The sequence below is a fragment of the Allosphingosinicella sp. genome (genome assembly GCF_036403745.1).
Classification (GTDB): Bacteria; Pseudomonadota; Alphaproteobacteria; order Sphingomonadales; family Sphingomonadaceae; genus Allosphingosinicella.
Window position 1 is genome coordinate 1 of the sequence record NZ_DASWQI010000076.1, and the last position, 18,791, is coordinate 18,791.

Below are 18,791 nucleotides of genomic sequence, written 5' to 3' on the forward strand. Positions count from 1 at the left end.
CGGGACGCGGTCGACGAGACCCACGACTGGGTCTCGCACGCGCCGCGGCGGAAGAAGGGCGCCTGACATGGCTTCCGGAGACCCTGGGTCCCTCACGTCGCAAGATTGCGGATCCGATGCCGCCGGCCGCCAGCCGCCCCCGCTCATTCCCTTCGCCGAGGCGGTGCGGGTCTGGTGCCGGATCGCCCTGCTCAGCTTCGGCGGCCCGGCGGGGCAGATCGCGGTCATGCACCGCATCCTCGTCGAGGAGAAACGCTGGATCGGCGACGCCCGGTTCCTGCACGCGCTCAATTACTGCATGCTGCTGCCCGGGCCCGAGGCGCAGCAGCTCGCCACCTATATCGGCTGGCTGCTCCACCGGACGAAGGGCGGCCTCATCGCGGGCGCGCTGTTCGTGCTGCCCGGGTTCGTGGCGATCATGGCGCTGTCCTGGCTCTACGCTTTGTACGGCAGCCTCGGCGCCGTGGCCGCGATCTTCTTCGGGCTGAAGGCGGCGGTGCTCGCCATCGTGCTGGACGCGGTGCGGCGGATCGGGTCGCGGGCGCTGCGAAACGGGCCGATGCGCCTCATCGCGGCGGCGGCGTTCGTAGCGATCTTCGCATTCGCTCTCCCCTTCCCGCTCATCGTTGCGGCGGCGGCGTTGGTCGGCTTCATCGGCGGCCGGGCGGGGATTGGCGCCTTCAGCGGCGGCGGCCACGGCGGAGGTGGGCCTGCCCTCCTAAGCGACGCCGAGTCCCGGCTCGGCGCCGATGTCCCGGCGCATGCCCGGCCGGACCTGTCATGGTCGCTGCGAATCTCCGGTATCTTCCTGCTGCTCTGGCTGGTGCCGGTCGCCGGGCTGCTCGCCTTGCTCGGTCCGGCCAATGTGTTCAGCCAGATCGCGATCTTCTTCTCCAAGATGGCGGTGGTGACGTTCGGCGGCGCCTATGCCGTCCTCGCCTATGTCGCCCAGCAGGGGGTCGGGACCTATGGCTGGCTGGCGCCCGGCGAGATGCTAGACGGCCTGGGCATGGCGGAGACGACGCCGGGGCCGCTGATCATGGTGACGCAGTTCGTCGGCTTCATGGGGAGCTTCCGGAGGGCGACGGGCCTCAGCCCGCTCCTCGCCGGGACGCTGGGCGGCCTCCTCACCACCTGGGTGACGTTCACGCCCTGCTTCCTGTGGATCTTCCTCGGCGCGCCGTTCATCGAGCGCCTCCGCGGCAACCGGGCGCTGAGTGCCGCACTCTCCGCCGTCACCGCCGCGGTGGTGGGGGTGGTGCTGAACCTCGCCATCTGGTTCGCCGTCCACACGCTTTTCGGCCGGGTGGAGCGGTTCCGCGGCGCCGGGTTGAACCTCGACCTGCCCGTGCCGGCGACGATCAGCCTGCCGGCGCTCCTGCTCACGGCCGCCGCGATCGTCGCGGTGTTCCGCTTCCGGGTCGGCACCCTCCCCGTCCTCGCCGGCTGCGCCGCCGCCGGCGCCCTCTACCGCCTCGCCGCCGGCTAGAGCCGAAGCCCGACGCGCGGGCCAAGCCAGGTCATGGCGAGATAGAGGGCGATGGTCAGCAGGCAGCCCAGCCCCAGCGCCAGCCAGAAGGAGTAACCTTGGCGCAGCAGGAACGGCACGAGGAGGAACATCGGCAGCGACGGCAGCACCAACCAGAAGGTCGCGCCGGCATGCGCCGCCAGCCGCTCCGGATCGTGGGTGTCGCGCCACAGCCAGAGCATCGCCAGCACCGAGACGAGCGGCAGCGACACGACCAATGCGCCGAAGCCCGGGCTGCGCTTGGCGATCTCCGACACCGCCGCGATGATCGCGCCGGAAAGCAGCGCCTTGACGAGCAGGTACAGCATGCGCGGCCCTGTCGCCGCGCTGGCTTGGGATTGCAACCGCGGAAGCGGGTTTTTGGAACAAAGCCGCGGGCTCCCCCGCTGAACCCGCGCAGAAACGAGCAGGAGCATTGACCATGCGAGCCCTTCTCCTCAGCGCGGCTCTGTGTGCATCGACGGCCGCCGCCCAGGCACAGCAGGACGCGCCTCAGCAACGGCAGCCCGCCCAGCAGCAACCGGCCCAGCAGCAGAACGACCAAGGTCAGCAGCAGGGCTGTCAGCCTGTGCAGAATAATGGCCAGCAGCAGAAGCCGAGCCTCGTCGAGGATGCCGGTAATGCCGCGGTCCATACCGGCGGTTCCGTGGCCGGCGGCGCGGTCGGTGGACCCGTTGGGGCGGCCGTCGGCGGCGTCGTCGCCGATCACGCGGCGCACGTCGTCAAGAAGGTCGTCAAAGGTAAGGGCAAGAAGACGCAAGAGCAGCCGCCCCACGCGCAGGCGCAGGGCTGCGCCGCACTGGCAAACCCGCAGCAGGCGCCGCAGCAATGAACCTTCCTAACCCAGGATAAGCGGACGATAAGCTCTCTCTCTAGAGGCGCTGCAAATCGGGAAAACGTGTGGGAACAGACTTTTGGAGGTGACGTTGGAGGAAATACGGAGGGCGACTCGACGAGAGGCACCTCTCGCACAGTCGCTCCCCGATTCCTCTGAGGAGAGTTTGTGATGAAACATATTCCGACCATCCTGGCGGCGGCGGCCGCGATTGCCCTTGCCCCCGCTGCCTTCGCGCAGACGAGCAGCACGACCGGCACCGGCGGCACCAGCACGTCCGGCGGCTACAACAACACCACCCTCGGCACCGGCGGCTCTAGCACCGGCTCGAACGGCTCGTCCTCGACGCTCGGCGTCGGCGCGGCGAGCGCGGGCAACGGCCAGGCCAGCGTCGGCGTCGGCACGGGCGGCTCCAGCGCCGGCACCGGCGGCCAGACCAGCTCGACCGTCGCGACGGGCGGCTCCACTGCCGGCCGCACCGGCACCAGCTCCGCGATCGGCACCGGCGGCAGCAGCGCCCGCGGCGGAACGACCAACTCCACCATGGCGACCGGCGGCACGACCGCGGGCCGCAGCGGCACGTCCTCCGGCGTCGGCACCGCCGCCTCGTCGTCGGGCAATAACGGCAATCACAACGGCCAGCGCAACCGCCACCGCCGTCACCATCGCGGCGACTAGGCCGCGCGCCGCGGCGGCGGCCTTTCCCGGTCGCCGCCGCACCTTTTCCATTGAGGAAGGAGCGAGCCGATGGGCAGGTTGATTCTCCCGGCATTCGCTGCGGCGACCCTGGCCGGCGCGGCCTCCGCGCAGACATCGGTCGACATTCGCACCGGCCCGAACGGTCAGCTTTCCGGCAGCGCCAGCGCGGGCGGGGCTTCGTCCCGAGTCGACATGGGCGATGCCGGTGACCAGCGCGTGCGCAGCGACGTACGGTGCACAGGCAATGGCCGCACCGTCACCGTCACCTCGCCCGACGGGTCATCGAGCAGCAGCAGCAGCGTCAGCAGCAGCGGCGACGGCGTCGCCTCGGTCGGCGGCGGCGGCTCGGCCGGCTCAAGGGTCCGCTACGGTGGGTGCGGCGGCGCGGACACTGGCGCCACTTCCGGCGCGTCCAGCAGCGTCAGCACCGGTCCCGTCCCCCACCACCGCCGGCGCACCGTGCGCCACCACTGAACAGACCAGGAGTGAAGATCATGAAGACCATCCTCTTTGTCGCCGCCGCCCTCGCCGGCAGCGCCGCTCTCGCGCAGACCAACGGCACCGCAACCGGCGGCCAGACCAATGGCGGCGCGACCGGCGGCAGCGCCGGCAGCGGCTCGATCGACGGCCAGTCGGCGAGCACGGTCGGCGTCGGCGCGACGAGCGGCGACAGTTCGGCCGTCGGCGTAGGCGGTAGCGCCGCATCGGTAGGCGGCCGGGCCATGAGCAACGGTCATGTCAACCCGAACGGTACCAACGGAGTCGCCCATTCCCAGGCGATGAACCAAGGCACTTTCGCAAAGTCGATGACCCACACCCGCACCCACAAAGGCCAGGTCCTCTCGCGCACCCGCACGATGACGCACCGGCCCGGGGAGAAGCCGACGGTCACCACGTCCAGCACGCCGCAATAAGCTTCGGCGCGGCGGAACGGAAAACGCCCCGGCAGGAGGTCTGCCGGGGCGTTCGCTCGCCCGGTCGGGCGGGGTTTTGATCGAAGCGCTTAGTGCGCGGCGTCCTTGGCCTTGGCACCGGCCTTCTTGGCGGCTTCGCCGGCCTCTTCGGCCTTCGCGCCGGCATTGGCGGCGACGTCGCCCGCCGCCTGCTTGGCCTGCTCGTTGCCGGCAACCATGGCATTCATGCTGGCGCCCATTGCCTGGTTGGCGGACGCCGAAGCCTCGTTGGCGGCGGCGGCGGCGTTGGCGCTCTGGTTGAGGGCGTCGGCCGCGTCGTCGCTCTTGTGACCGCCGCAGGCGGCGAGGGAGAGGCTTGCGGCGGCGACGGCCACCAGGCTTGCAATGCGCATAAAGAACATCCTTCTAACCGGTCGCCCGGAACGGGCGCGACATGCTCCATCACCGCAAGCCAATTCAGGGTCAAGCCTGCGGCTCAGAGGGAGAAACGTTCAGGCTGCGAAACGGCTGGTCGGGAGCCAGCCACGTCCGGGCCCATATCGTTGGATTCTCAGCCGCTTTTCCGCTCACCTATTGGCGAGCGGGGGCTCATGTCAGCGGCGGTTAAACTGCCGGCGGATAAACGTCCCCACCTGCAGGCCTCGCGGCCGTGGTTCTTGGGAGTGGCGTGCATGCGAACGAAAAACTGGCTCTTCCTGCTCACCGCCCTGGCCGCCCAGCCTGCCCTGGCACAGAGTGCGGCGCCGCAGCTGCAGCTCGTCGAACAGCGGCTCGCCGCCACCGTCAGCGAGAATCCCGGCGAATACGGCATCGCAGCCATGGACCTCACCACCGGCGAGACCGTCAGCTTTAACGGCGACCGGGCGTTTCCGATGGCGAGCACGGTCAAGGTCGCCGTCGCCGCCACCTATCTCTCCGAAGTCGATGCCGGCCGCCGCTCCCTCACCGACACGGTCGGCGCGATGACGGCCGAGCAGCAGATGAATTTGATGCTTACCCGCAGCGATAACCATGCCACGGACATGCTGTTCGCCGCGCTCGGCGGCCCCGCCACCGTCGATGCGTGGCTGCACACCCAGGGCGTCGGCGGCATCCGGGTCGACCGCAACATCGCCCGGCTCCTCGCCGACCGGCGCGACCTCAAGGATCCGCGGGATTCGAGCACGCCCAAGGCGATGCTGCAGCTGCTCCGCCAGATCGACACGGGCAGTGCCTTGAAGCCCCAGAGCCGTCTGGTGCTGCTCGACATGATGCGCCGCTGCGTCACCGGCAGGAATCGGATCAAGGCTCTCCTCCCCGCCGGCACGCCGGTCGAGCACAAGACCGGCACGCTGTCGGGATTTACCGGCGACGTCGCCTTCGTCACGCTGCCGGACGGGCGCCGCGTCGCGATGGCGATGTTCGGCCGCGGCGGCGACAACCGCGCCGGCCTTATCGCCACCGCTGCGCGCGCGATCTACGACGGCTTCAACACCGTCCCGGCCACTGCCACGGCCTCCACCGCGCCGCAGCAGGGCGGCTATGGCGCGATGTTCGGGAGCCAGGGCCGCTAACGGCCGCCGGCTCGGCGACTGGAGGGACGACGGACTGTCCGTCCGCCCGCCAGACTGCCTCTCGCGAAGGGTCAATGCTACCAAGAGGATAGAGCGCGGTTACGCCTGGCGCCTCCGGCTGCGGCGCGCCAGATCCGAAGCCCCCACCCTTTCTCCAACCCTAACGCGGCGTAAACCGCGTTTTTACGGCATTGATATAGGTCAGGGGCTTAGAGCCGCTGGATGCAGCGCTTTGGAGGACCCGCAATGGCTTCAGCTTCGCCCGGCAGCACGGCCGCCCCGCGCCCCGGGGAAGCGCTCGGCGCCGCCGTCCGCGCGGAGGGCAGCGGAGCCCATCCCTGGGCCTCGGCACCGGCCCTCCTCAAGGCGCCGGACGCGGCACGCAACCTTGCCGACCTCGTCCATTATCTCTGCATCCTCCACGGCCGCTACCCAGGCGTCGTCGATCATGCCTCGCTCCGGACCATCGACGCCGAGCCGCGGGGATGGCTCGCCAATGCCGCCTACGCTTTTGCCGGCGAGCGCGCGTTCCTGGCCCGCCTTGCCGCCGCGGCGGGGCCGGTGCCTTCGACCCCGGGCGCGGCGGACACTGATACGGTCGTCCAGGCGCAGCGCCATGCGATCGACATGCTGGCCCAATCGGAGCGGTCCGGCTGCGCCCTCGGCGCCGCGATGGCCGTGGTGCTCGACTGGAGCGTCGTGCGGTGCGCGCTCGACGCGGCCGCGCATCGCTTCGGCATCGAGCCGCCGGCTTATGCGGCCCCCGATCCGGTGCTGACCGAAGCGGTTGCCGACCGCTTCGCCGCGGCGTCTCCGGCGACGGCGCGCGCCTTGCTGTTCGGGGCGCGGCAGATCCTCGCCCAGCATCACGGCCTGTTCGACCTGCTCGAGGCGCGCGCCCAGGCCCGGACAATCGCCGCCGCCTGAGCTCCGGCTGGGCCTGACTTGCGGCTGGGCGTGACTTGCGGCTGGGAGAGCCCTCCCCTATCGCCCGCACATGCGTTTCCAGGGCACATCCTCCTACGTCGCGACTGAGGACTTGAAGGTCGCGGTCAACGCCGCCGTCACCCTGCGCCGGCCGCTGCTGGTCAAGGGGGAGCCGGGCACCGGCAAGACCGTCCTCGCCCACGAGATCGCCGCCGCTCTGGGCGCGCCGCTGATCGAGTGGCACGTCAAGTCGACCACCAAGGCGCACCAGGGCCTCTACGAATATGACGCGGTGGCGCGGCTGCGCGACGGGCAGCTCGGCGATCCGCGCGTTCACGACATTTCCAACTACATCCGCCGCGGCAAATTGTGGGAGGCGTTCACCGCGCCGCAGCTGCCGGTCCTCCTCATCGACGAGATCGACAAGGCGGACATCGAATTCCCCAACGACCTCCTCCAGGAATTGGACCGGATGGAGTTCCACGTCTACGAAACCGGGGAGACGGTGCGGGCGGCCGAGCGGCCCGTCGTCGTCATCACGTCGAACAACGAGAAGGAGCTGCCGGACGCGTTCCTCAGGCGCTGCTTCTTCCACTATATCCGCTTTCCCGATCGCGAGACGATGCAGGCGATCGTCGACGTCCACTTTCCCGGCATCCAGAAGATGCTGGTCTCGAAGGCGCTCGATATCTTCTATCAGGTACGCGAGGTGCCGGGGCTCAAGAAGAAGCCTTCGACCAGCGAGCTGATCGACTGGCTCAAGCTGCTTCTCCACGAGGACATGCCGCTCGAGGTCCTGCAGTCGCAGGATCCGAAGAAAGCGATCCCGCCGCTGCACGGCGCGCTTCTCAAGAACGAACAGGATGTTATGCTGTTCGAACGGCTCGCCTTTATGGCGCGGCGGCCGGGGGGCTGAACGGCAAAGGGGGATCAGATGGGCGCGCTTCGGTATCTTGCGGGAGCGGCGCTCGCGTTGATCGCGGTCTCCGCCTCGGCCGAACCCTGGCAGCGCAGCCGCGACCGTCTTGCCGTCCCTGCCGCCGGGATATCGTTTCCGGCCAAGGCGGCGACGATCTCGCTCACCGAGACCGGGGAGGCGAGCCGCAAGGGGGACGGGGTCGACAATCTCGCCCAATACAAGTCGGCGGACCAGGCGGTGTTCGCCACCCTGTTCGTCTACCTGCCCGCTTACTCGGACGCGGCACTCGCCTCCTTCGAGCTCGACAAGGTGATCCGCCAGCATCTCGGGCCCGGCCCGCAGCTGGCGTCGAGCGGAGTCGTGCCAGTGGGAGGCGTTGCCGCCGGTGCGATCCGCCGGGTCTATGTGGATGCGGCCGGCGGCAAGCTTGCCACCAGCTTCGCCGTCACCAAGATCGGGCATTGGATCGCGGTGGTGCGCGTCTCGGGGCCGATGGCGCGCCGCGCTGAGGTGGAGGGGGCGCTCGACGCGCTCGTCTCCGGCCTCGCCGTCTCGGGAGCCGGCGCGGTGGAGCCGGTCGAGGAGCTGAAGGTCGGCGACTGCCCGGCGCCCGCGACCAAGACGGCGAAACGCACCCAGCTGAAGATCGAGGGCCTCGGCCTCGGCAACGATCCGATGACGCGCATGCTCATCGACTCGACGCTCGCGGCGGGCCTGCCGGAGAAGGGCAAGGAGAAGGAGCCACCCTTCCCGCCCTCCATCGCCGACAACGGCCGCCGGCCCGTCTGCGTCCGCGAGCGGGTGCAGGTCGGCGACAATGTCGTCGACATGATGCAGGCGGCGGGCGACACCGCCAAGCCGACGGCGGTGATCGGCATCGTCAACGACGCCGGCAAGACCATCGAGATGCGACGCGGCGAGATGGGGCAGCTCTACATGCTGCGCCTCCACGATGTCGGTCGGACGGCGAATTACGGCGCCTGGGACCGGCTGCTGACGCCGCAACAGGTCGCGGCCGTGCTGCAGGGAAACCCCAAGGCCGCGGCGGTGAGCTCCGAGACCGTCTACAAGGCCGACCTGACGTTCGGGACGAATGTCTACGTGACGATGGGCCGGTGAGGCACCTCATCCTGCGTGCCATCGCCGCGGCGCTTATCAGCGTTGCGCCCGCGGCCGCCGCTCCGACGCCCGCGCTCGTAGAGACGCCCGGAGGGGCGCTGCTGCACTCAGGTACGGGCCTGGCTCTGCCTTCGACGCTCGGTCCGTTGAAGCGCCAGGAATCGAGCCCTGAAAGCCCGCGAATCTTCATCTATGTGGATGGACGCGAGGCAGATCCGCTCGGGCACTACGTTACGGTTGCGATTGATCGCGTCACGTCCGGGCCGACCCTGGCCCAGATGCGGGAGAGAGGCCGCGCGGCGATGGCGCGCGACGGAAAGGTCGTCGTCGTCACCGAAGGCGCGTTCCTTTGGCCGGGCCAGCCGAAGGCGCGCAGCTTTCGCGGGCGCTACCGAGACGCCGGTATGTTCAAGGAGGTCTGGAGTGCCGTCGCCGGACGCACCGGCATCCTCGTCCTGGTCACTGCACGCGAAAGCGATGCAGGCGAGATCGACCGGCTGTCGGAGGCCGTCGGGCGGGAGATTTTCGGCGGGGCTGCGACGGAGCCGACGCCCTAAACCGTGGCCCCGTTGAGGTCGTCGTCGCGGTAGGCGATTTCGAAATTGCCCCAGCGGCGGCCGTTGATCCACAGCGGCACGAACACGTTCTTGACCGGCAGATAGCGCCCCTCGCCGAGGTTCATGCGGTAGGTCACCAGCATCGCCTCCTGGTCGCTGGCGATGGCGCGGCGGGTGGCGTCGTCGATGAAGTTGCGGCGGTTGCGGCAGAATTTCGCATTCCACGCCGGGTCCGACGATTGCGGCTGCGAACGTTCCGAATTGTGGGTCGGGAGGTAGCCGTTGACGTCGCTCATCACGCAGCCGATGTGCCTGGGATCGCTCGACTTGATGCGGTCGAGGAGCGGACGGACGGTGCGGTCCGCAAAGGCGCAGAAGCGAGTCTCGAACTGGGTCGGGTTGGTGCCCGGCATCGGTACGTAGCGCGTATCGAAGACGTCGGGCTCGGCGATCTCGCCGCGCGCGATGGCGGTCTCGATGATCTCCTGGAGCTCACGATTGGCGCTCTGTGCGCGCTCGATGAAGACGGTGTCGTCGATGCGCACGCCGCAGCTCGCCAGCCGGTCGAGCATCTCGCCCGACAGCGCCTCGAGCTGGGCGAGCCGGTCCTGCGCGCGGTGGAGCTCGCCGCCATTGTCGCGCGCGTCCGCGGCGAAGGAGGAGAGGCCGGATTTCATGCTGTCGACGCTCTGCTGGATGAGGGCGGTCGACTGGGCGATGCCGTCGGTCTGGCGGTCGACCATGCCGACGATGTCGGAGACGTCGCGGACGGTTTCGGTGAGGGTGGCGAAGCCGCTCTGGGCGGCGCGGCTGCGGCCGACGCCGGTCTCGATCTCGGAGGTCACCGCTTCCGCCTCGCGGGTCAGTGAAGCGATGGTGCCGGCGATCTCGCTGGTCGCGGTGCGGGTCTCGTGGGCGAGCTTCTTCACCTCGGCCGCGACCACCGCGAAGGAGCGACCCGCCTCCCCTGCCCGCGCCGCCTCAATGGTCGCGTTCAAGGCGAGCATGTTAGTCTTGTAGGCGATGCTCTCGATCGCCGCGGAGACGTTCTGGACCCGGCTCATCGCCTCGGCAAAGCCGGCCATGCGTTCGCCAAGCTGGACGACCAGGTCCGTCAGGCCGCTGAAGATTGAGATCGTGTCCTCGATCGCGGCGCGGCCGGCGGAGAGCTTCTCGCGCGCCTGCTCGGCGAGGAGCCGTGCTTCGTCGGTCGATTCGGCGACGCTCGCCTGGTCCGCGAGCAGCCGGCTGGTCACCTCCTCGAGGCGGTCGAGGGTGCGAAGGTTAGAGGAGATGCGGTCGGAGACGCCGGAGACGTAGCCCGACACGTCGCTGCATTCGATCGCCAGCGACCCGCAATTGCGCGCCACCTGATTGATCGCATTTGCGTCCGCACTGTTTGTTGCCGAGCTCGCCACGGAATACACTCTCCCCTTGGATTGCGGTGGGGATAGGCCGAACCTGTTGAAACCGGGTTAACCACGGGGGAGGTGGTCCAGCGCCGCGCCGTGCGATAAGACGCCGCTTATGTTCTTCTCCTTCGTCGACGAGCTGCGCGCGGCCGGGATCTCCGCGTCCTTGAAGGAGCATCTGTTGCTGCTCGAGGCGCTCGATGCGGAGGTCATCGCGGCGAGCCCGGAGGAATTCTACTATCTCGCCCGCGCCGTGTTCGTGAAGGACGAGGGGCTGCTCGACCGGTTCGACCAGGTGTTCGGCAAGGTCTTCAAAGGGCTGGAGACTACCTACGGCACCGAGGCGGCGCCGGTTCCGGAGGAGTGGCTGAAGAAGGTCGCGGAGCTGTACCTGACGCCCGAGCAGATGGCCGAGATCGCGGCGCTCGGCTCCTGGGAAGAGATCATGGAGACGCTGAAGAAGCGGCTCGAGGAGCAGAAGGAGCGGCACCAGGGCGGCAATAAATGGATCGGCACGGCCGGCACCTCCCCCTTCGGCGCCTATGGCTACAATCCGGAAGGGGTGCGGATCGGCCAGGACGGCGGCCGCAACCGCTCCGCCATCAAGGTTTGGGACAAGCGCGAGTTCAGGAACCTCGACAGCGCGGTCGAGCTCGGCACCCGCAACATCAAGGTCGCGCTCCGCCGCCTGCGCCGCTTCGCGCGCGAGGGTGCCGCGGACGAGCTCGACATCGACGGCACGATCGACGGCACGGCGCGGAAGGGCTGGCTCGATATCCGCATGCGGCCGGAGCGGCACAATGCGGTGAAGCTGTTGCTCTTCCTCGATGTCGGCGGCTCGATGGACCCCTATGTGAAGGTCTGCGAGGAGCTGTTCTCGGCGGCCACGTCGGAGTTCAAGAACCTCGAATTTTTCTATTTCCACAACTGCCTCTACGAGAGCGTGTGGAAGGACAATCGCCGCCGTTACACGGAGCGCACCCCGACCTGGGACCTGCTCCACAAATTCGGACACGACTACAAACTGGTGTTCGTCGGCGACGCGGCAATGAGCCCCTATGAGGTCACCCACCCCGGCGGCTCGGTCGAGCATTTCAACGAGGAAGCGGGCGCGGTGTGGGTGCAGCGGATGGTGAACACCTATCCGTCCGCGGTCTGGCTCAATCCCACTGCGGAGAAATATTGGGGCTACAGCCCGTCCACGGAGATTCTGCGCGGCCTGATGAAGGAGCGGATGTATCCGCTCACGCTCGCGGGTCTCGACGACGCGATGCGAACGCTCAGCCGCAAGTGCTGAGGGGCGGCGTCGGTACACACCTGCCCGTCATGCCGGATCCGGCATCCACCTTCTCTTGCAGGGGGCCGCCGGAAGAAGGTGGACCCCGGATCAAGTCCGGGGTGACGGGGGTGACGTGGCAGAGGTTAGGACGCGCGGCCCCTCACGCCATCTTGAAGCCTTCCTTGTTCATCATCGAGGTGAGGCGGGCGTTCTGGGCTTCGGTGAGGGCCTTCTGGAAGGCGGGGAACACTTCCTCCTCCTCCATCCGCATATGCTCCTCGATCATGGTGCGGAAATCGCGGACGCGGGCGAGCCATTCGGGGCTGGCGTTGGCGATCGTCTCCAGCTCGTAGAGATAGGTCTTCACATAGCCGTGCTCGCCGTTGAGCGCGTCGGCGTCGTGCGCCATGTTGGCCTCGCGCAGCGCCGGGTAGATGACATTCTCTTCCTCGTTGGCGTGCTTGGTCAGCGCATATTTGAGCTTCATCAAAAGGTGGCCGCGCATGATGCCCTGGCTGTCGTCGGTCGCCTCGATCTTGTCGAAAATCGTGCGGGTGAGCTGATGCTCGGCCTTCAGCGCATCGCACCAGTCGCCGGTCGCGCCGGTCGAGAATTGGACGAACAGCTTGCGCCCGACATTGGCGGCGATGCCGATCGCGGCGCCGGCCAGAGCCGCGCCGGCGAGGACGCCGGCGCTGCCGCCGCCGAAGGAGAATGCGCTGTCGCTGCCGCCCGAACCATTGCTGCGCCCGCGCGGCTTCGTGTCGCGATTGCCTGCCATTACTGCCTCCTTGGAATGGGTCGGCCGCAGAACCCGCCGCGCCACGACGTTGTTCCGCCGCCAACATGATCCAGATCAGGAAAAAGCGCCGCAATTCACCGGGCCGCGTAGTGCGGTCGAAACGGCCTGCGGCGAAAGGAGCCGCTGGTGCGCTCATCCGGTGAGCCGCACGGGAAGCGCAATCGTTCACCCTCCACACGCGACCGAAGGGAGAAAGCGATGAAGGCGCTCGTCTGGCACGGCAAGCAGGACATACGGGCCGAGCAGGTCCCCGATCCGACGATCGAGGAACCGCGCGACGCGATCATCAAGGTCACGAGCTGCGCGATCTGCGGCTCCGACCTCCACCTCTTCCACAATTACATCCCGGCGATGAAGCCCGGCGACATCGTCGGCCACGAGATGATGGGCGAAGTCGTCGAGACCGGCAGCGCCGTCAACAACCTGCGGAAGGGCGAACGGGTCGTTATCCCCTTCACCATCAATTGCGACGAATGCGACCAGTGCCGCCGCGGCAATTACTCGCTGTGCGAGCGCTCCAACCGCAATGGTGAGCTGGCCGACAAGGTGTTCGGCCACCGCACCGCCGGTCTATTCGGCTACACCCACCTCACCGGCGGCTATGCCGGCGGCCAGGCCGAATATCTGCGCGTGCCGTTCGCCGACGCGACCCACATCAAGGTGCCGGATTCGATGACCGACGAGCAGGCCCTGTTCCTCGGCGACATCTTCCCGACCGGCTGGCAGGCGGCCGTCCAGTGCGACATCAAGCGCACGGACATCGTCGCCATCTGGGGCGCGGGCCCCGTCGGCCAGATGGCGATCCGCAGCGCGATCCTGCTGGGGGCGGAGAAGGTGATCGCCATCGACCGGCTGCCCGAGCGGCTCAGCATGGCGGAAGCCGCCGGCGCGATCACGATCAACTTCGAGGATGAGAGCGTCGTCGAGCGGCTCAATGAGCTCACCGACAACAAGGGCCCGGACAAGTGCATCGACTGCGTCGGGCTCGAAGCGCACGCCAGCGGCCACATCGACTCGATGATGGACCGCGTCAAGCAGGCGACGATGATGGAGAGCGATCGTCCGCATGTGCTGCGCGAGATGATCTACGTCTGTCGCGGCGGGGGCGTCCTTTCGATCCCGGGCGTCTATGGTGGGCTCGTCGACAAGATCCCGTTCGGCCAGGCGATGAACAAGGGGCTGACCTTCCGTATGGGCCAGACGCACGTCCGCCGCTGGACCGACGACCTCACCCGCCGCATCGACGAGGGGCAGATCGACCCGTCCTTCGTCATCACCCACACCGCCAGCCTCGAGGAAGGTCCGGGCATGTACCGGGTCTTCGAGCAGAAGCAGGACAGCTGCATCAAGGTGGTGCTGAAGCCGTAACAGGAGATTTGCAGACATGAACGCCACATCCACCCTGGTGACGAGCCGGCCCGACCGCAGCCTCACCAAATCCGACCGGGTCGCGCGCGGCCTCGGCTGGTTCAGCCTCGCCCTCGGGCTCACCGAACTGGTCGCGCCGGGCAAGCTCGGCAAGGCGCTCGGGCTGGAAGGCAAGGAGACTTTGCTCCGTGCTTATGGCGGCCGCGAGATCGGCGCCGGCATGTGGGCGCTGAGCGACACGCCGGCGCCCGCGATCTGGAGCCGGGTCGCCGGCGACATCGTCGATCTCGCCACCCTCGCCTACGGGCTCCAAGGGGCCGACGACGAGCAGCGCCGCAACAACTACATCGCCTTGGGTGCCGTTGCCGGGATCACCGTCGTCGACCTGCTGACCGCCCTTAGCCTCACGGCGGAACAGAGCGAAAGGAAGGGCGACACCGGCCGCGACTATAGCGACCGCAGCGGCTTCCCCCGCGGCGCGGCCGCGGCCCGCGGCGCTGCCGGCGAGCAGGTCACGCCGGTGGACTATCAGGTAACGGCGACGGAGGAGCGCACGCGCGAAGGCCAGCGGGCGCTGGAAACGGCTTAGGCGTCTCAGGCGCCGGCGGAGGCTAAGAGGCTGGGAGGCTGCAAATATCGACCCAGCCCTTCGCCACCAGCGCACCAAGCCGCTCCGGCGTGACGCGGACGGAGCTGGTCAGCGAGCCCGCCGCCGGAAAGACCTCGTCGAAGTCGCGTAGCGAGATGTCGCAATAGACCGGGAGCGGCGTCGCCAGCCCAAACGGGCAGACGCCCCCGACCGGATGGCCGGTTAGCGCCAGCGTTTCCTCCGGCCCGAGCATGCGCGGCCGCCCGGCGAAGGCCGCCTTCGTCTTTTGGTTGTCTAGACGTGCGTCGCCGCGGGTGACGAGCAGGAAGACCTCGCCATTCACCCGTACCGCCAGCGTCTTCGCGATCCGCGCCGGCTCGACGCCGAGCGCCGCCGCGGCTTCGAGCACGGTGGCGGTGCTCTCCTCCGTCTCAATGATCGGCAGATCGGCCGCATGCGCCGCCAGCCAAGCCCGGACCGAATCCAGGCTCATCGCGCTACGCTACGGAGGGGATTGGTGTGCAAGGAGTGGCTCCCCGGGACGGATTCGAACCATCGGCCATCCGATTAACAGTCGGATGCTCTACCGCTGAGCTACCGGGGAATACCCACTCGCTGACGGGCGGGCCTATAGCAGCGCGATTCCGACGCTGGCAACCCTCTCAGGCGGTGAACTGCTCCATGGTGATGCGCTCGTCGAGGGCGTGCTCGGCGTCGAAGAGGAGGGTGAGCTCGAGGCTACGGTCGATGCAGACGCGGACGGAGGCGACGTCGCGCACCTCGTGCTGGTCCGCCACCGCCGAGACGGGGCGCTTCATCGGATCGAGCACGCGCAGCAGCACCGTCAGTTCGTCAGGGATGAGCGCGCCCCGCCAGCGGCGCGGGCGGAAGGGGCTGATCGGAGTCAGCGCCATGAGGTTCGAGCCGAGTGGCAGGATCGGGCCCTGGGCGGAGAGATTGTAGGCGGTGGAGCCGGCCGGCGTCGCCACCAGCACGCCGTCGCAGATCAGTTGGCCAAGGACCACGCGGCCATTGACGGAGATTTCGATCCACGCCGCCTGGCGGGTTTCGCGCAGCAGGGAGACTTCGTTGATGGCGGGGTGGCGGACCACCCTCCCCTCGACCGTCTCCGCCTCCATCGCGAGCGGCGCCACCTTGAAAGCCTTGGCGCGGTTCAGCCGCTCCTCCAGGCCGTCGAGGCGCCACTCGTTCATCAGGAAGCCGACGGTGCCGCGGTTCATACCGAACACCGGCAGTACCCGCCCCGCCGCCAGCATCTCGTGCATCGTCTGGAGCAGGAAGCCGTCGCCGCCCAAAGCGACGATCTGCTCCGCCTCCTCGTGCGGCACGAAATGATAGCGCTCGCGCAGCAGCGCCTCGGCGGCGAGGCCGGCCTCGGTGGGCGAGGCGACGAGCGCCGTCGGTCTGTCCGCAATCGCCGTCATTAGCGAGGTGGTAAGGGGCCGCGCGCGGGGTAGCAAGCGTGCCGCTGGGGCCTCGCCAGGAGAAACCCCGTCCCTTGGCGGCACAGGCTTTTGCGCGCCGTCTAAACGGATTGTTGAGGTGGGACGGCCAGAGTAGAGCGATGGGCGCGCAAGCACAGATGGGAGGAGCTGCCAGCATGCCCGCCGAGGCCGGCGCCGCCCCGCTCTTCATCCTTTCCTTCCGGCACCGCGACGAGCTGACCCAGGCGGCCGAGCGCGGCGGCTGGCAGGCGATCGCCGCGCGCCGCGCCGAGCAGGCGGAAAGCCGCTTCATCGCGTCCGGAGCTGTCGTCGCCATCGTCGATGCGCGCGGCGCGCTGCCGGAGGGCAGCGAGGCGGTGAAGGCGCTCGGCGACCCGGTCGAGGCGAATGCAGCCGCCCTCCTCGTCCTCGTCTCTCGCACCGACGAAGGCGCGCTCGACGCGCTCTACGCGGCGGGCGCCACCCATTTCCTGGTCAGCCCGTTCAGTGAGCAGCAGCTGCTTCAGGCGGTCCACTTCGCCCAGCGTCATGCCGAGCGCAGCGGCGGCCGCCGGCCGATCCGGCGCGGCGAGGCGCGCGGCAGCAGCGGCGGGCGGGGCACCGAAGGGCCGGCGTCGTGGCGGTGGGAGCCGGGGTCCTCGACCGTCGAGCTCTCCCCTGCCCTCGCCCGCCGCGCCGGCCTTGGCGAGGACGAGGGGCGGCGCGTGACGCTGATGGAGCTGTTCCGGCGGATGGATGCGGACGGGCGCAAGGCCGCCCGCGGGGCCGTCGACCGCCTCCTCGCCACCGGCCAGTCCACCGCCTTCGCCCATGCCGACGCCGCGGCGGAAGGGGCGCGGCTCGCCCATCACCTCCGGGTCGAGGACGGCCGGGCGGTGGTCGGGCGCACCGAGGCGATCGTGCCGCCGGGCGGCTCCGCCCGGCAGACGCGCGATCCGATGACGGGGGTGCGCGATGCGCGCGCCGCCCGCGCGTGGATCGACCGGCAGCTGGCGGTGACGGAGGGCGAAGGGCCGGCGCTGGTCGCCATCCTCCTCGCCGTCAGCCGGTTCGACGCGATCAACGCCGCCTTCGGCCGCCGCACCGGCGATTCGGTGCTGCAGGCGGCGGCGCGGCGGATCGAGCGGCTCGTCGACACCGCCGGGAAGCGGCGCCTCGTCGCGCGGATCGCCGGCGCCGAGTTCGCCGTGCTCCTGACGGCCCCGACCAGCCTCGACGAAGGCCGCTTCCTCGCCGGTCAGCTGATCGAGGCCACGGGGCGGCCGTTCGTCTGCGGCGACCATGTCATCACGCTGGCGAGCCGCGCGGGGGTGGTGGCCTCGACGGAAGGCGACGATTCAGCGTCGCTGCTGCGGCGGGCCAGCGGTGCCCTGGCCGAGGCCAAGGCGAGTGAGGCCGGGCCGGTGCTGGCGCTGGACGAGGGGGCCGCCAGCGACAGCGCGCTCGGCGACCAGCTCGAAGTCGACCTACGGCGCGCGCTCGACCGCGACGAGATCGAGATATTGTTCCAGCCGCAGGTCTCGATCGCCGGCGGCCGGATCACCGGGGTCGAGGCGCTAGCCCGATGGCGTCACCCCCGCTTTGGGGAATTGGGCGCGGCCACCCTCTTCAATGCCGCCGAGCGCTCGGATTATCTCGCCCAGCTGTCGGACCACGTGCAGCGCAAGGCGATTGCCGCGGCGGCCGCATGGCCGGCCCCGCTCCAGGGCCTTCGCCTGTCGGTCAACATCACCGCCGCCGACATCGTTCGTCCGGGCTTCGCGGCGCAATTCCTGGCGCTCGTGAGGGAAAGCGGCTTCGCGGCGGGGCGGCTCACCGTCGAGGTGACCGAAAGCGGTCTCATCGAGGATCTCGGGACAGCCGCGGGTCTGTTGGCCGAGCTGCGGCGGGGCGGCCTGCGCGTCGCGATCGACGATTTCGGCACCGGCTATTCGAGCCTCGCTTATTTGAAGGCGCTGCCGCTCGACTATCTCAAGATCGACAAGCGCCTGGTCGAGGATATCGGCGGCAGCGCCCGTGACCAGGTGGTGGTGCGCAGCGTCATCGACATGGCGCGCTCCCTCGGACTCGAGGTCATCGCCGAAGGCGTCGAGACCGAGGAGCAGCTCGCCCTCCTCGCCCGGGAGGGCTGCACGCTTTACCAGGGCTTCCTGTGCGCCCCGCCGGTCGACACGGAGCGGCTGCTGCAGCTGGTCGGCTGAGCGAAGTCGCCGGCTACTTACTGGCGAACTGCCCGGGCTCGGCGCCGAAATGCGCCTTGGCGTGGGCGCGGGCTGCGGCGGCGGTCTTGAAGCTCTCGGCGACGCGGGTGGTCGTCACGATCGGGTAGCCCTGGCCGTTATATCGGGTGTCGCGGCAGCTGAGGCTCCAGCTGCCGTCCTCCTCCTTGACGATGAGGTAGGGGACCGCGGCTGCGCGGCCATGATCGGGAACGCCGCTCATCGTTTCGCTCCCGGACGGCGGCCGGGCGTGGCGCCGGGGGTGCGCTCACGATAGACGAGGCGGCCCTTGGTGAGGTCGTAAGGGGTCATCTCGACATGAACGCGGTCGCCGACCACCGAGCGGATGCGGAAGCGCCGCATCTTGCCGGCGGTGTAGACGATGACGCGGTGATCGTTGTCGAGCAGCACGCCGAAGCGGCCGTCGGGGAGGATTTCGTCTATCTGGCCCTCGACGGTGAGGGTCGCTTCCTTGGCCATAAGGGTCTCCGGTGCGTCCCGCGCGCAAAGGGCAGCGCGGGCTGAAAAAAGGGCGCCGCCGGAGCGGGCGCTGCGGCGGGTCGGCGATGAAGCGTGAAAGGGAAGCGGGGCTGCCCCGGATCCGT

Annotated in this window: 22 protein-coding genes and 1 tRNA gene; 14 read left to right on the forward strand and 9 right to left on the reverse strand. The window is 69.0% G+C overall.

Annotation, left to right across the window (positions count from 1 at the left end; all coding sequences use genetic code 11):
- Positions 1–67: 67 nt before the first annotated feature.
- On the forward strand, positions 68–1,489 hold the full coding sequence (chrA, locus tag VGC56_RS14565; protein ID WP_464126032.1) for a chromate efflux transporter: 1,422 nt from the start codon (positions 68–70) through the stop codon (positions 1,487–1,489).
- On the opposite strand, the gene VGC56_RS14570 is transcribed toward chrA, so the two are convergent.
- Positions 1,486–1,836, reverse strand: coding sequence for a DUF3147 family protein (locus VGC56_RS14570; protein ID WP_464126034.1), 351 nt, complete (start codon positions 1,834–1,836; stop codon positions 1,486–1,488). The two genes, chrA and VGC56_RS14570, sit on opposite strands and share 4 nt — an antisense overlap.
- 113 nt (positions 1,837–1,949) lie before the next feature.
- Between VGC56_RS14570 and VGC56_RS14575 the strand changes: the two genes are divergently transcribed.
- The 4 genes from VGC56_RS14575 (at position 1,950) to VGC56_RS14590 (ending at position 3,976) form a co-directional block, all read left to right on the forward strand.
- The gene (locus tag VGC56_RS14575; RefSeq protein ID WP_464126036.1) at positions 1,950–2,360 is read left to right on the forward strand and encodes a hypothetical protein; all 411 of its coding nucleotides are present in this window, start codon (positions 1,950–1,952) and stop codon (positions 2,358–2,360) included.
- Between the two features lie 174 nt (positions 2,361–2,534).
- Positions 2,535–3,041 (forward strand): hypothetical protein, encoded by a 507-nt coding sequence (locus VGC56_RS14580; RefSeq protein ID WP_464126038.1) that lies wholly within the window; start codon positions 2,535–2,537, stop codon positions 3,039–3,041.
- Positions 3,042–3,110: 69 nt separating this feature from the next.
- Positions 3,111–3,536 carry a hypothetical protein gene (locus VGC56_RS14585; RefSeq protein WP_464126040.1) on the forward strand — a complete coding sequence of 142 codons (426 nt, stop codon included), beginning with the start codon at positions 3,111–3,113 and terminating at the stop codon, positions 3,534–3,536.
- Positions 3,537–3,556: 20 nt separating this feature from the next.
- Positions 3,557–3,976, forward strand: a complete 420-nt coding sequence (locus VGC56_RS14590; RefSeq protein WP_464126042.1) for a hypothetical protein — start codon at positions 3,557–3,559, stop codon at positions 3,974–3,976.
- Between the two features lie 89 nt (positions 3,977–4,065).
- Here VGC56_RS14590 and VGC56_RS14595 read toward each other — a convergent pair whose 3' ends face one another.
- Positions 4,066–4,368 (reverse strand): hypothetical protein, encoded by a 303-nt coding sequence (locus tag VGC56_RS14595; RefSeq protein ID WP_464126043.1) that lies wholly within the window; start codon positions 4,366–4,368, stop codon positions 4,066–4,068.
- Positions 4,369–4,647: 279 nt separating this feature from the next.
- Between VGC56_RS14595 and VGC56_RS14600 the strand changes: the two genes are divergently transcribed.
- The 5 genes from VGC56_RS14600 to VGC56_RS14620 all read left to right on the forward strand — a co-directional run bounded on the left by VGC56_RS14600 (position 4,648) and on the right by VGC56_RS14620 (position 9,051).
- Positions 4,648–5,529 (forward strand): serine hydrolase, encoded by an 882-nt coding sequence (locus VGC56_RS14600; RefSeq protein ID WP_464126045.1) that lies wholly within the window; start codon positions 4,648–4,650, stop codon positions 5,527–5,529.
- Between the two features lie 246 nt (positions 5,530–5,775).
- The gene (locus tag VGC56_RS14605; protein ID WP_464126047.1) at positions 5,776–6,456 is read left to right on the forward strand and encodes a DUF6975 family protein; all 681 of its coding nucleotides are present in this window, start codon (positions 5,776–5,778) and stop codon (positions 6,454–6,456) included.
- Positions 6,457–6,526: 70 nt separating this feature from the next.
- Positions 6,527–7,372 (forward strand): AAA family ATPase, encoded by an 846-nt coding sequence (locus tag VGC56_RS14610; protein ID WP_464126048.1) that lies wholly within the window; start codon positions 6,527–6,529, stop codon positions 7,370–7,372.
- 18 nt (positions 7,373–7,390) lie between these two features.
- Positions 7,391–8,494 (forward strand): hypothetical protein, encoded by a 1,104-nt coding sequence (locus tag VGC56_RS14615; RefSeq protein ID WP_464126050.1) that lies wholly within the window; start codon positions 7,391–7,393, stop codon positions 8,492–8,494.
- The gene (locus VGC56_RS14620; protein ID WP_464126052.1) at positions 8,491–9,051 is read left to right on the forward strand and encodes a hypothetical protein; all 561 of its coding nucleotides are present in this window, start codon (positions 8,491–8,493) and stop codon (positions 9,049–9,051) included. The genes VGC56_RS14615 and VGC56_RS14620 overlap by 4 nt, the downstream gene beginning before the upstream one ends.
- On the opposite strand, the gene VGC56_RS14625 is transcribed toward VGC56_RS14620, so the two are convergent.
- Positions 9,048–10,421 (reverse strand): methyl-accepting chemotaxis protein, encoded by a 1,374-nt coding sequence (locus VGC56_RS14625; RefSeq protein ID WP_464126054.1) that lies wholly within the window; start codon positions 10,419–10,421, stop codon positions 9,048–9,050. The genes VGC56_RS14620 and VGC56_RS14625 overlap by 4 nt on opposite strands.
- A 157-nt stretch (positions 10,422–10,578) precedes the next feature.
- Between VGC56_RS14625 and VGC56_RS14630 the strand changes: the two genes are divergently transcribed.
- Positions 10,579–11,760 (forward strand): vWA domain-containing protein, encoded by a 1,182-nt coding sequence (locus VGC56_RS14630; protein ID WP_464126055.1) that lies wholly within the window; start codon positions 10,579–10,581, stop codon positions 11,758–11,760.
- Positions 11,761–11,902: 142 nt separating this feature from the next.
- On the opposite strand, the gene VGC56_RS14635 is transcribed toward VGC56_RS14630, so the two are convergent.
- Complete coding sequence (locus tag VGC56_RS14635) at positions 11,903–12,523, reverse strand: hemerythrin domain-containing protein (RefSeq protein WP_464126057.1); 621 nt, start codon at positions 12,521–12,523, stop codon at positions 11,903–11,905.
- Positions 12,524–12,742: 219 nt separating this feature from the next.
- Here VGC56_RS14635 and VGC56_RS14640 point away from each other — a divergent pair, with 219 nt between their 5' ends.
- Together VGC56_RS14640 and VGC56_RS14645 are read left to right on the forward strand one after the other, a co-directional pair.
- Positions 12,743–13,912, forward strand: a complete 1,170-nt coding sequence (locus VGC56_RS14640) for a zinc-dependent alcohol dehydrogenase (protein WP_464126059.1) — start codon at positions 12,743–12,745, stop codon at positions 13,910–13,912.
- Positions 13,913–13,928: 16 nt separating this feature from the next.
- Positions 13,929–14,501: a hypothetical protein gene (locus VGC56_RS14645; protein WP_464126061.1), complete on the forward strand. Its 573-nt coding sequence runs from the start codon at positions 13,929–13,931 to the stop codon at positions 14,499–14,501.
- A gap of 22 nt (positions 14,502–14,523) precedes the next feature.
- On the opposite strand, the gene VGC56_RS14650 is transcribed toward VGC56_RS14645, so the two are convergent.
- The 3 genes from VGC56_RS14650 to VGC56_RS14660 all read right to left on the reverse strand — a co-directional run bounded on the left by VGC56_RS14650 (position 14,524) and on the right by VGC56_RS14660 (position 15,946).
- Positions 14,524–14,994 carry a YbaK/EbsC family protein gene (locus VGC56_RS14650; RefSeq protein WP_464126063.1) on the reverse strand — a complete coding sequence of 157 codons (471 nt, stop codon included), beginning with the start codon at positions 14,992–14,994 and terminating at the stop codon, positions 14,524–14,526.
- A 36-nt stretch (positions 14,995–15,030) separates the two neighbouring features.
- Positions 15,031–15,105, reverse strand: a tRNA-Asn gene (locus VGC56_RS14655).
- Between the two features lie 58 nt (positions 15,106–15,163).
- A complete protein-coding gene (locus tag VGC56_RS14660; RefSeq protein WP_464126065.1) occupies positions 15,164–15,946 on the reverse strand; it encodes an NAD kinase in 783 nt (260 codons plus the stop codon).
- Positions 15,947–16,122: 176 nt separating this feature from the next.
- On the opposite strand from VGC56_RS14660, the gene VGC56_RS14665 reads away from it, so the two are divergent.
- The gene (locus tag VGC56_RS14665; protein WP_464126066.1) at positions 16,123–18,168 is read left to right on the forward strand and encodes a putative bifunctional diguanylate cyclase/phosphodiesterase; all 2,046 of its coding nucleotides are present in this window, start codon (positions 16,123–16,125) and stop codon (positions 18,166–18,168) included.
- 13 nt (positions 18,169–18,181) lie between these two features.
- Here the strand turns inward: VGC56_RS14665 and VGC56_RS14670 are convergent, their stop codons facing one another.
- Together VGC56_RS14670 and infA are read right to left on the reverse strand one after the other, a co-directional pair.
- A complete protein-coding gene (locus tag VGC56_RS14670) occupies positions 18,182–18,409 on the reverse strand; it encodes a hypothetical protein (protein ID WP_464126067.1) in 228 nt (75 codons plus the stop codon).
- Positions 18,406–18,666 (reverse strand): translation initiation factor IF-1, encoded by a 261-nt coding sequence (infA, locus tag VGC56_RS14675; protein ID WP_464126069.1) that lies wholly within the window; start codon positions 18,664–18,666, stop codon positions 18,406–18,408. The genes VGC56_RS14670 and infA overlap by 4 nt, the downstream gene beginning before the upstream one ends.
- Between the last annotated feature and the right edge of the window lie 125 nt (positions 18,667–18,791).

Coding starts and splice junctions, on each gene's coding strand:
- chrA (WP_464126032.1), top strand. CDS start 68: ATGGCTTCCGGAGACCCTGGGTCCCTCACGTCGCAAGATTGCGGATCC.
- VGC56_RS14570 (WP_464126034.1), bottom strand. CDS start 1,836: ATGCTGTACCTGCTCGTCAAGGCGCTGCTTTCCGGCGCGATCATCGCG.
- VGC56_RS14575 (WP_464126036.1), top strand. CDS start 1,950: ATGCGAGCCCTTCTCCTCAGCGCGGCTCTGTGTGCATCGACGGCCGCC.
- VGC56_RS14580 (WP_464126038.1), top strand. CDS start 2,535: ATGAAACATATTCCGACCATCCTGGCGGCGGCGGCCGCGATTGCCCTT.
- VGC56_RS14585 (WP_464126040.1), top strand. CDS start 3,111: ATGGGCAGGTTGATTCTCCCGGCATTCGCTGCGGCGACCCTGGCCGGC.
- VGC56_RS14590 (WP_464126042.1), top strand. CDS start 3,557: ATGAAGACCATCCTCTTTGTCGCCGCCGCCCTCGCCGGCAGCGCCGCT.
- VGC56_RS14595 (WP_464126043.1), bottom strand. CDS start 4,368: ATGCGCATTGCAAGCCTGGTGGCCGTCGCCGCCGCAAGCCTCTCCCTC.
- VGC56_RS14600 (WP_464126045.1), top strand. CDS start 4,648: ATGCGAACGAAAAACTGGCTCTTCCTGCTCACCGCCCTGGCCGCCCAG.
- VGC56_RS14605 (WP_464126047.1), top strand. CDS start 5,776: ATGGCTTCAGCTTCGCCCGGCAGCACGGCCGCCCCGCGCCCCGGGGAA.
- VGC56_RS14610 (WP_464126048.1), top strand. CDS start 6,527: ATGCGTTTCCAGGGCACATCCTCCTACGTCGCGACTGAGGACTTGAAG.
- VGC56_RS14615 (WP_464126050.1), top strand. CDS start 7,391: ATGGGCGCGCTTCGGTATCTTGCGGGAGCGGCGCTCGCGTTGATCGCG.
- VGC56_RS14630 (WP_464126055.1), top strand. CDS start 10,579: ATGTTCTTCTCCTTCGTCGACGAGCTGCGCGCGGCCGGGATCTCCGCG.
- VGC56_RS14635 (WP_464126057.1), bottom strand. CDS start 12,523: ATGGCAGGCAATCGCGACACGAAGCCGCGCGGGCGCAGCAATGGTTCG.
- VGC56_RS14640 (WP_464126059.1), top strand. CDS start 12,743: ATGAAGGCGCTCGTCTGGCACGGCAAGCAGGACATACGGGCCGAGCAG.
- VGC56_RS14645 (WP_464126061.1), top strand. CDS start 13,929: ATGAACGCCACATCCACCCTGGTGACGAGCCGGCCCGACCGCAGCCTC.
- VGC56_RS14650 (WP_464126063.1), bottom strand. CDS start 14,994: ATGAGCCTGGATTCGGTCCGGGCTTGGCTGGCGGCGCATGCGGCCGAT.
- VGC56_RS14660 (WP_464126065.1), bottom strand. CDS start 15,946: ATGACGGCGATTGCGGACAGACCGACGGCGCTCGTCGCCTCGCCCACC.
- VGC56_RS14665 (WP_464126066.1), top strand. CDS start 16,123: ATGCCCGCCGAGGCCGGCGCCGCCCCGCTCTTCATCCTTTCCTTCCGG.
- VGC56_RS14670 (WP_464126067.1), bottom strand. CDS start 18,409: ATGAGCGGCGTTCCCGATCATGGCCGCGCAGCCGCGGTCCCCTACCTC.
- infA (WP_464126069.1), bottom strand. CDS start 18,666: ATGGCCAAGGAAGCGACCCTCACCGTCGAGGGCCAGATAGACGAAATC.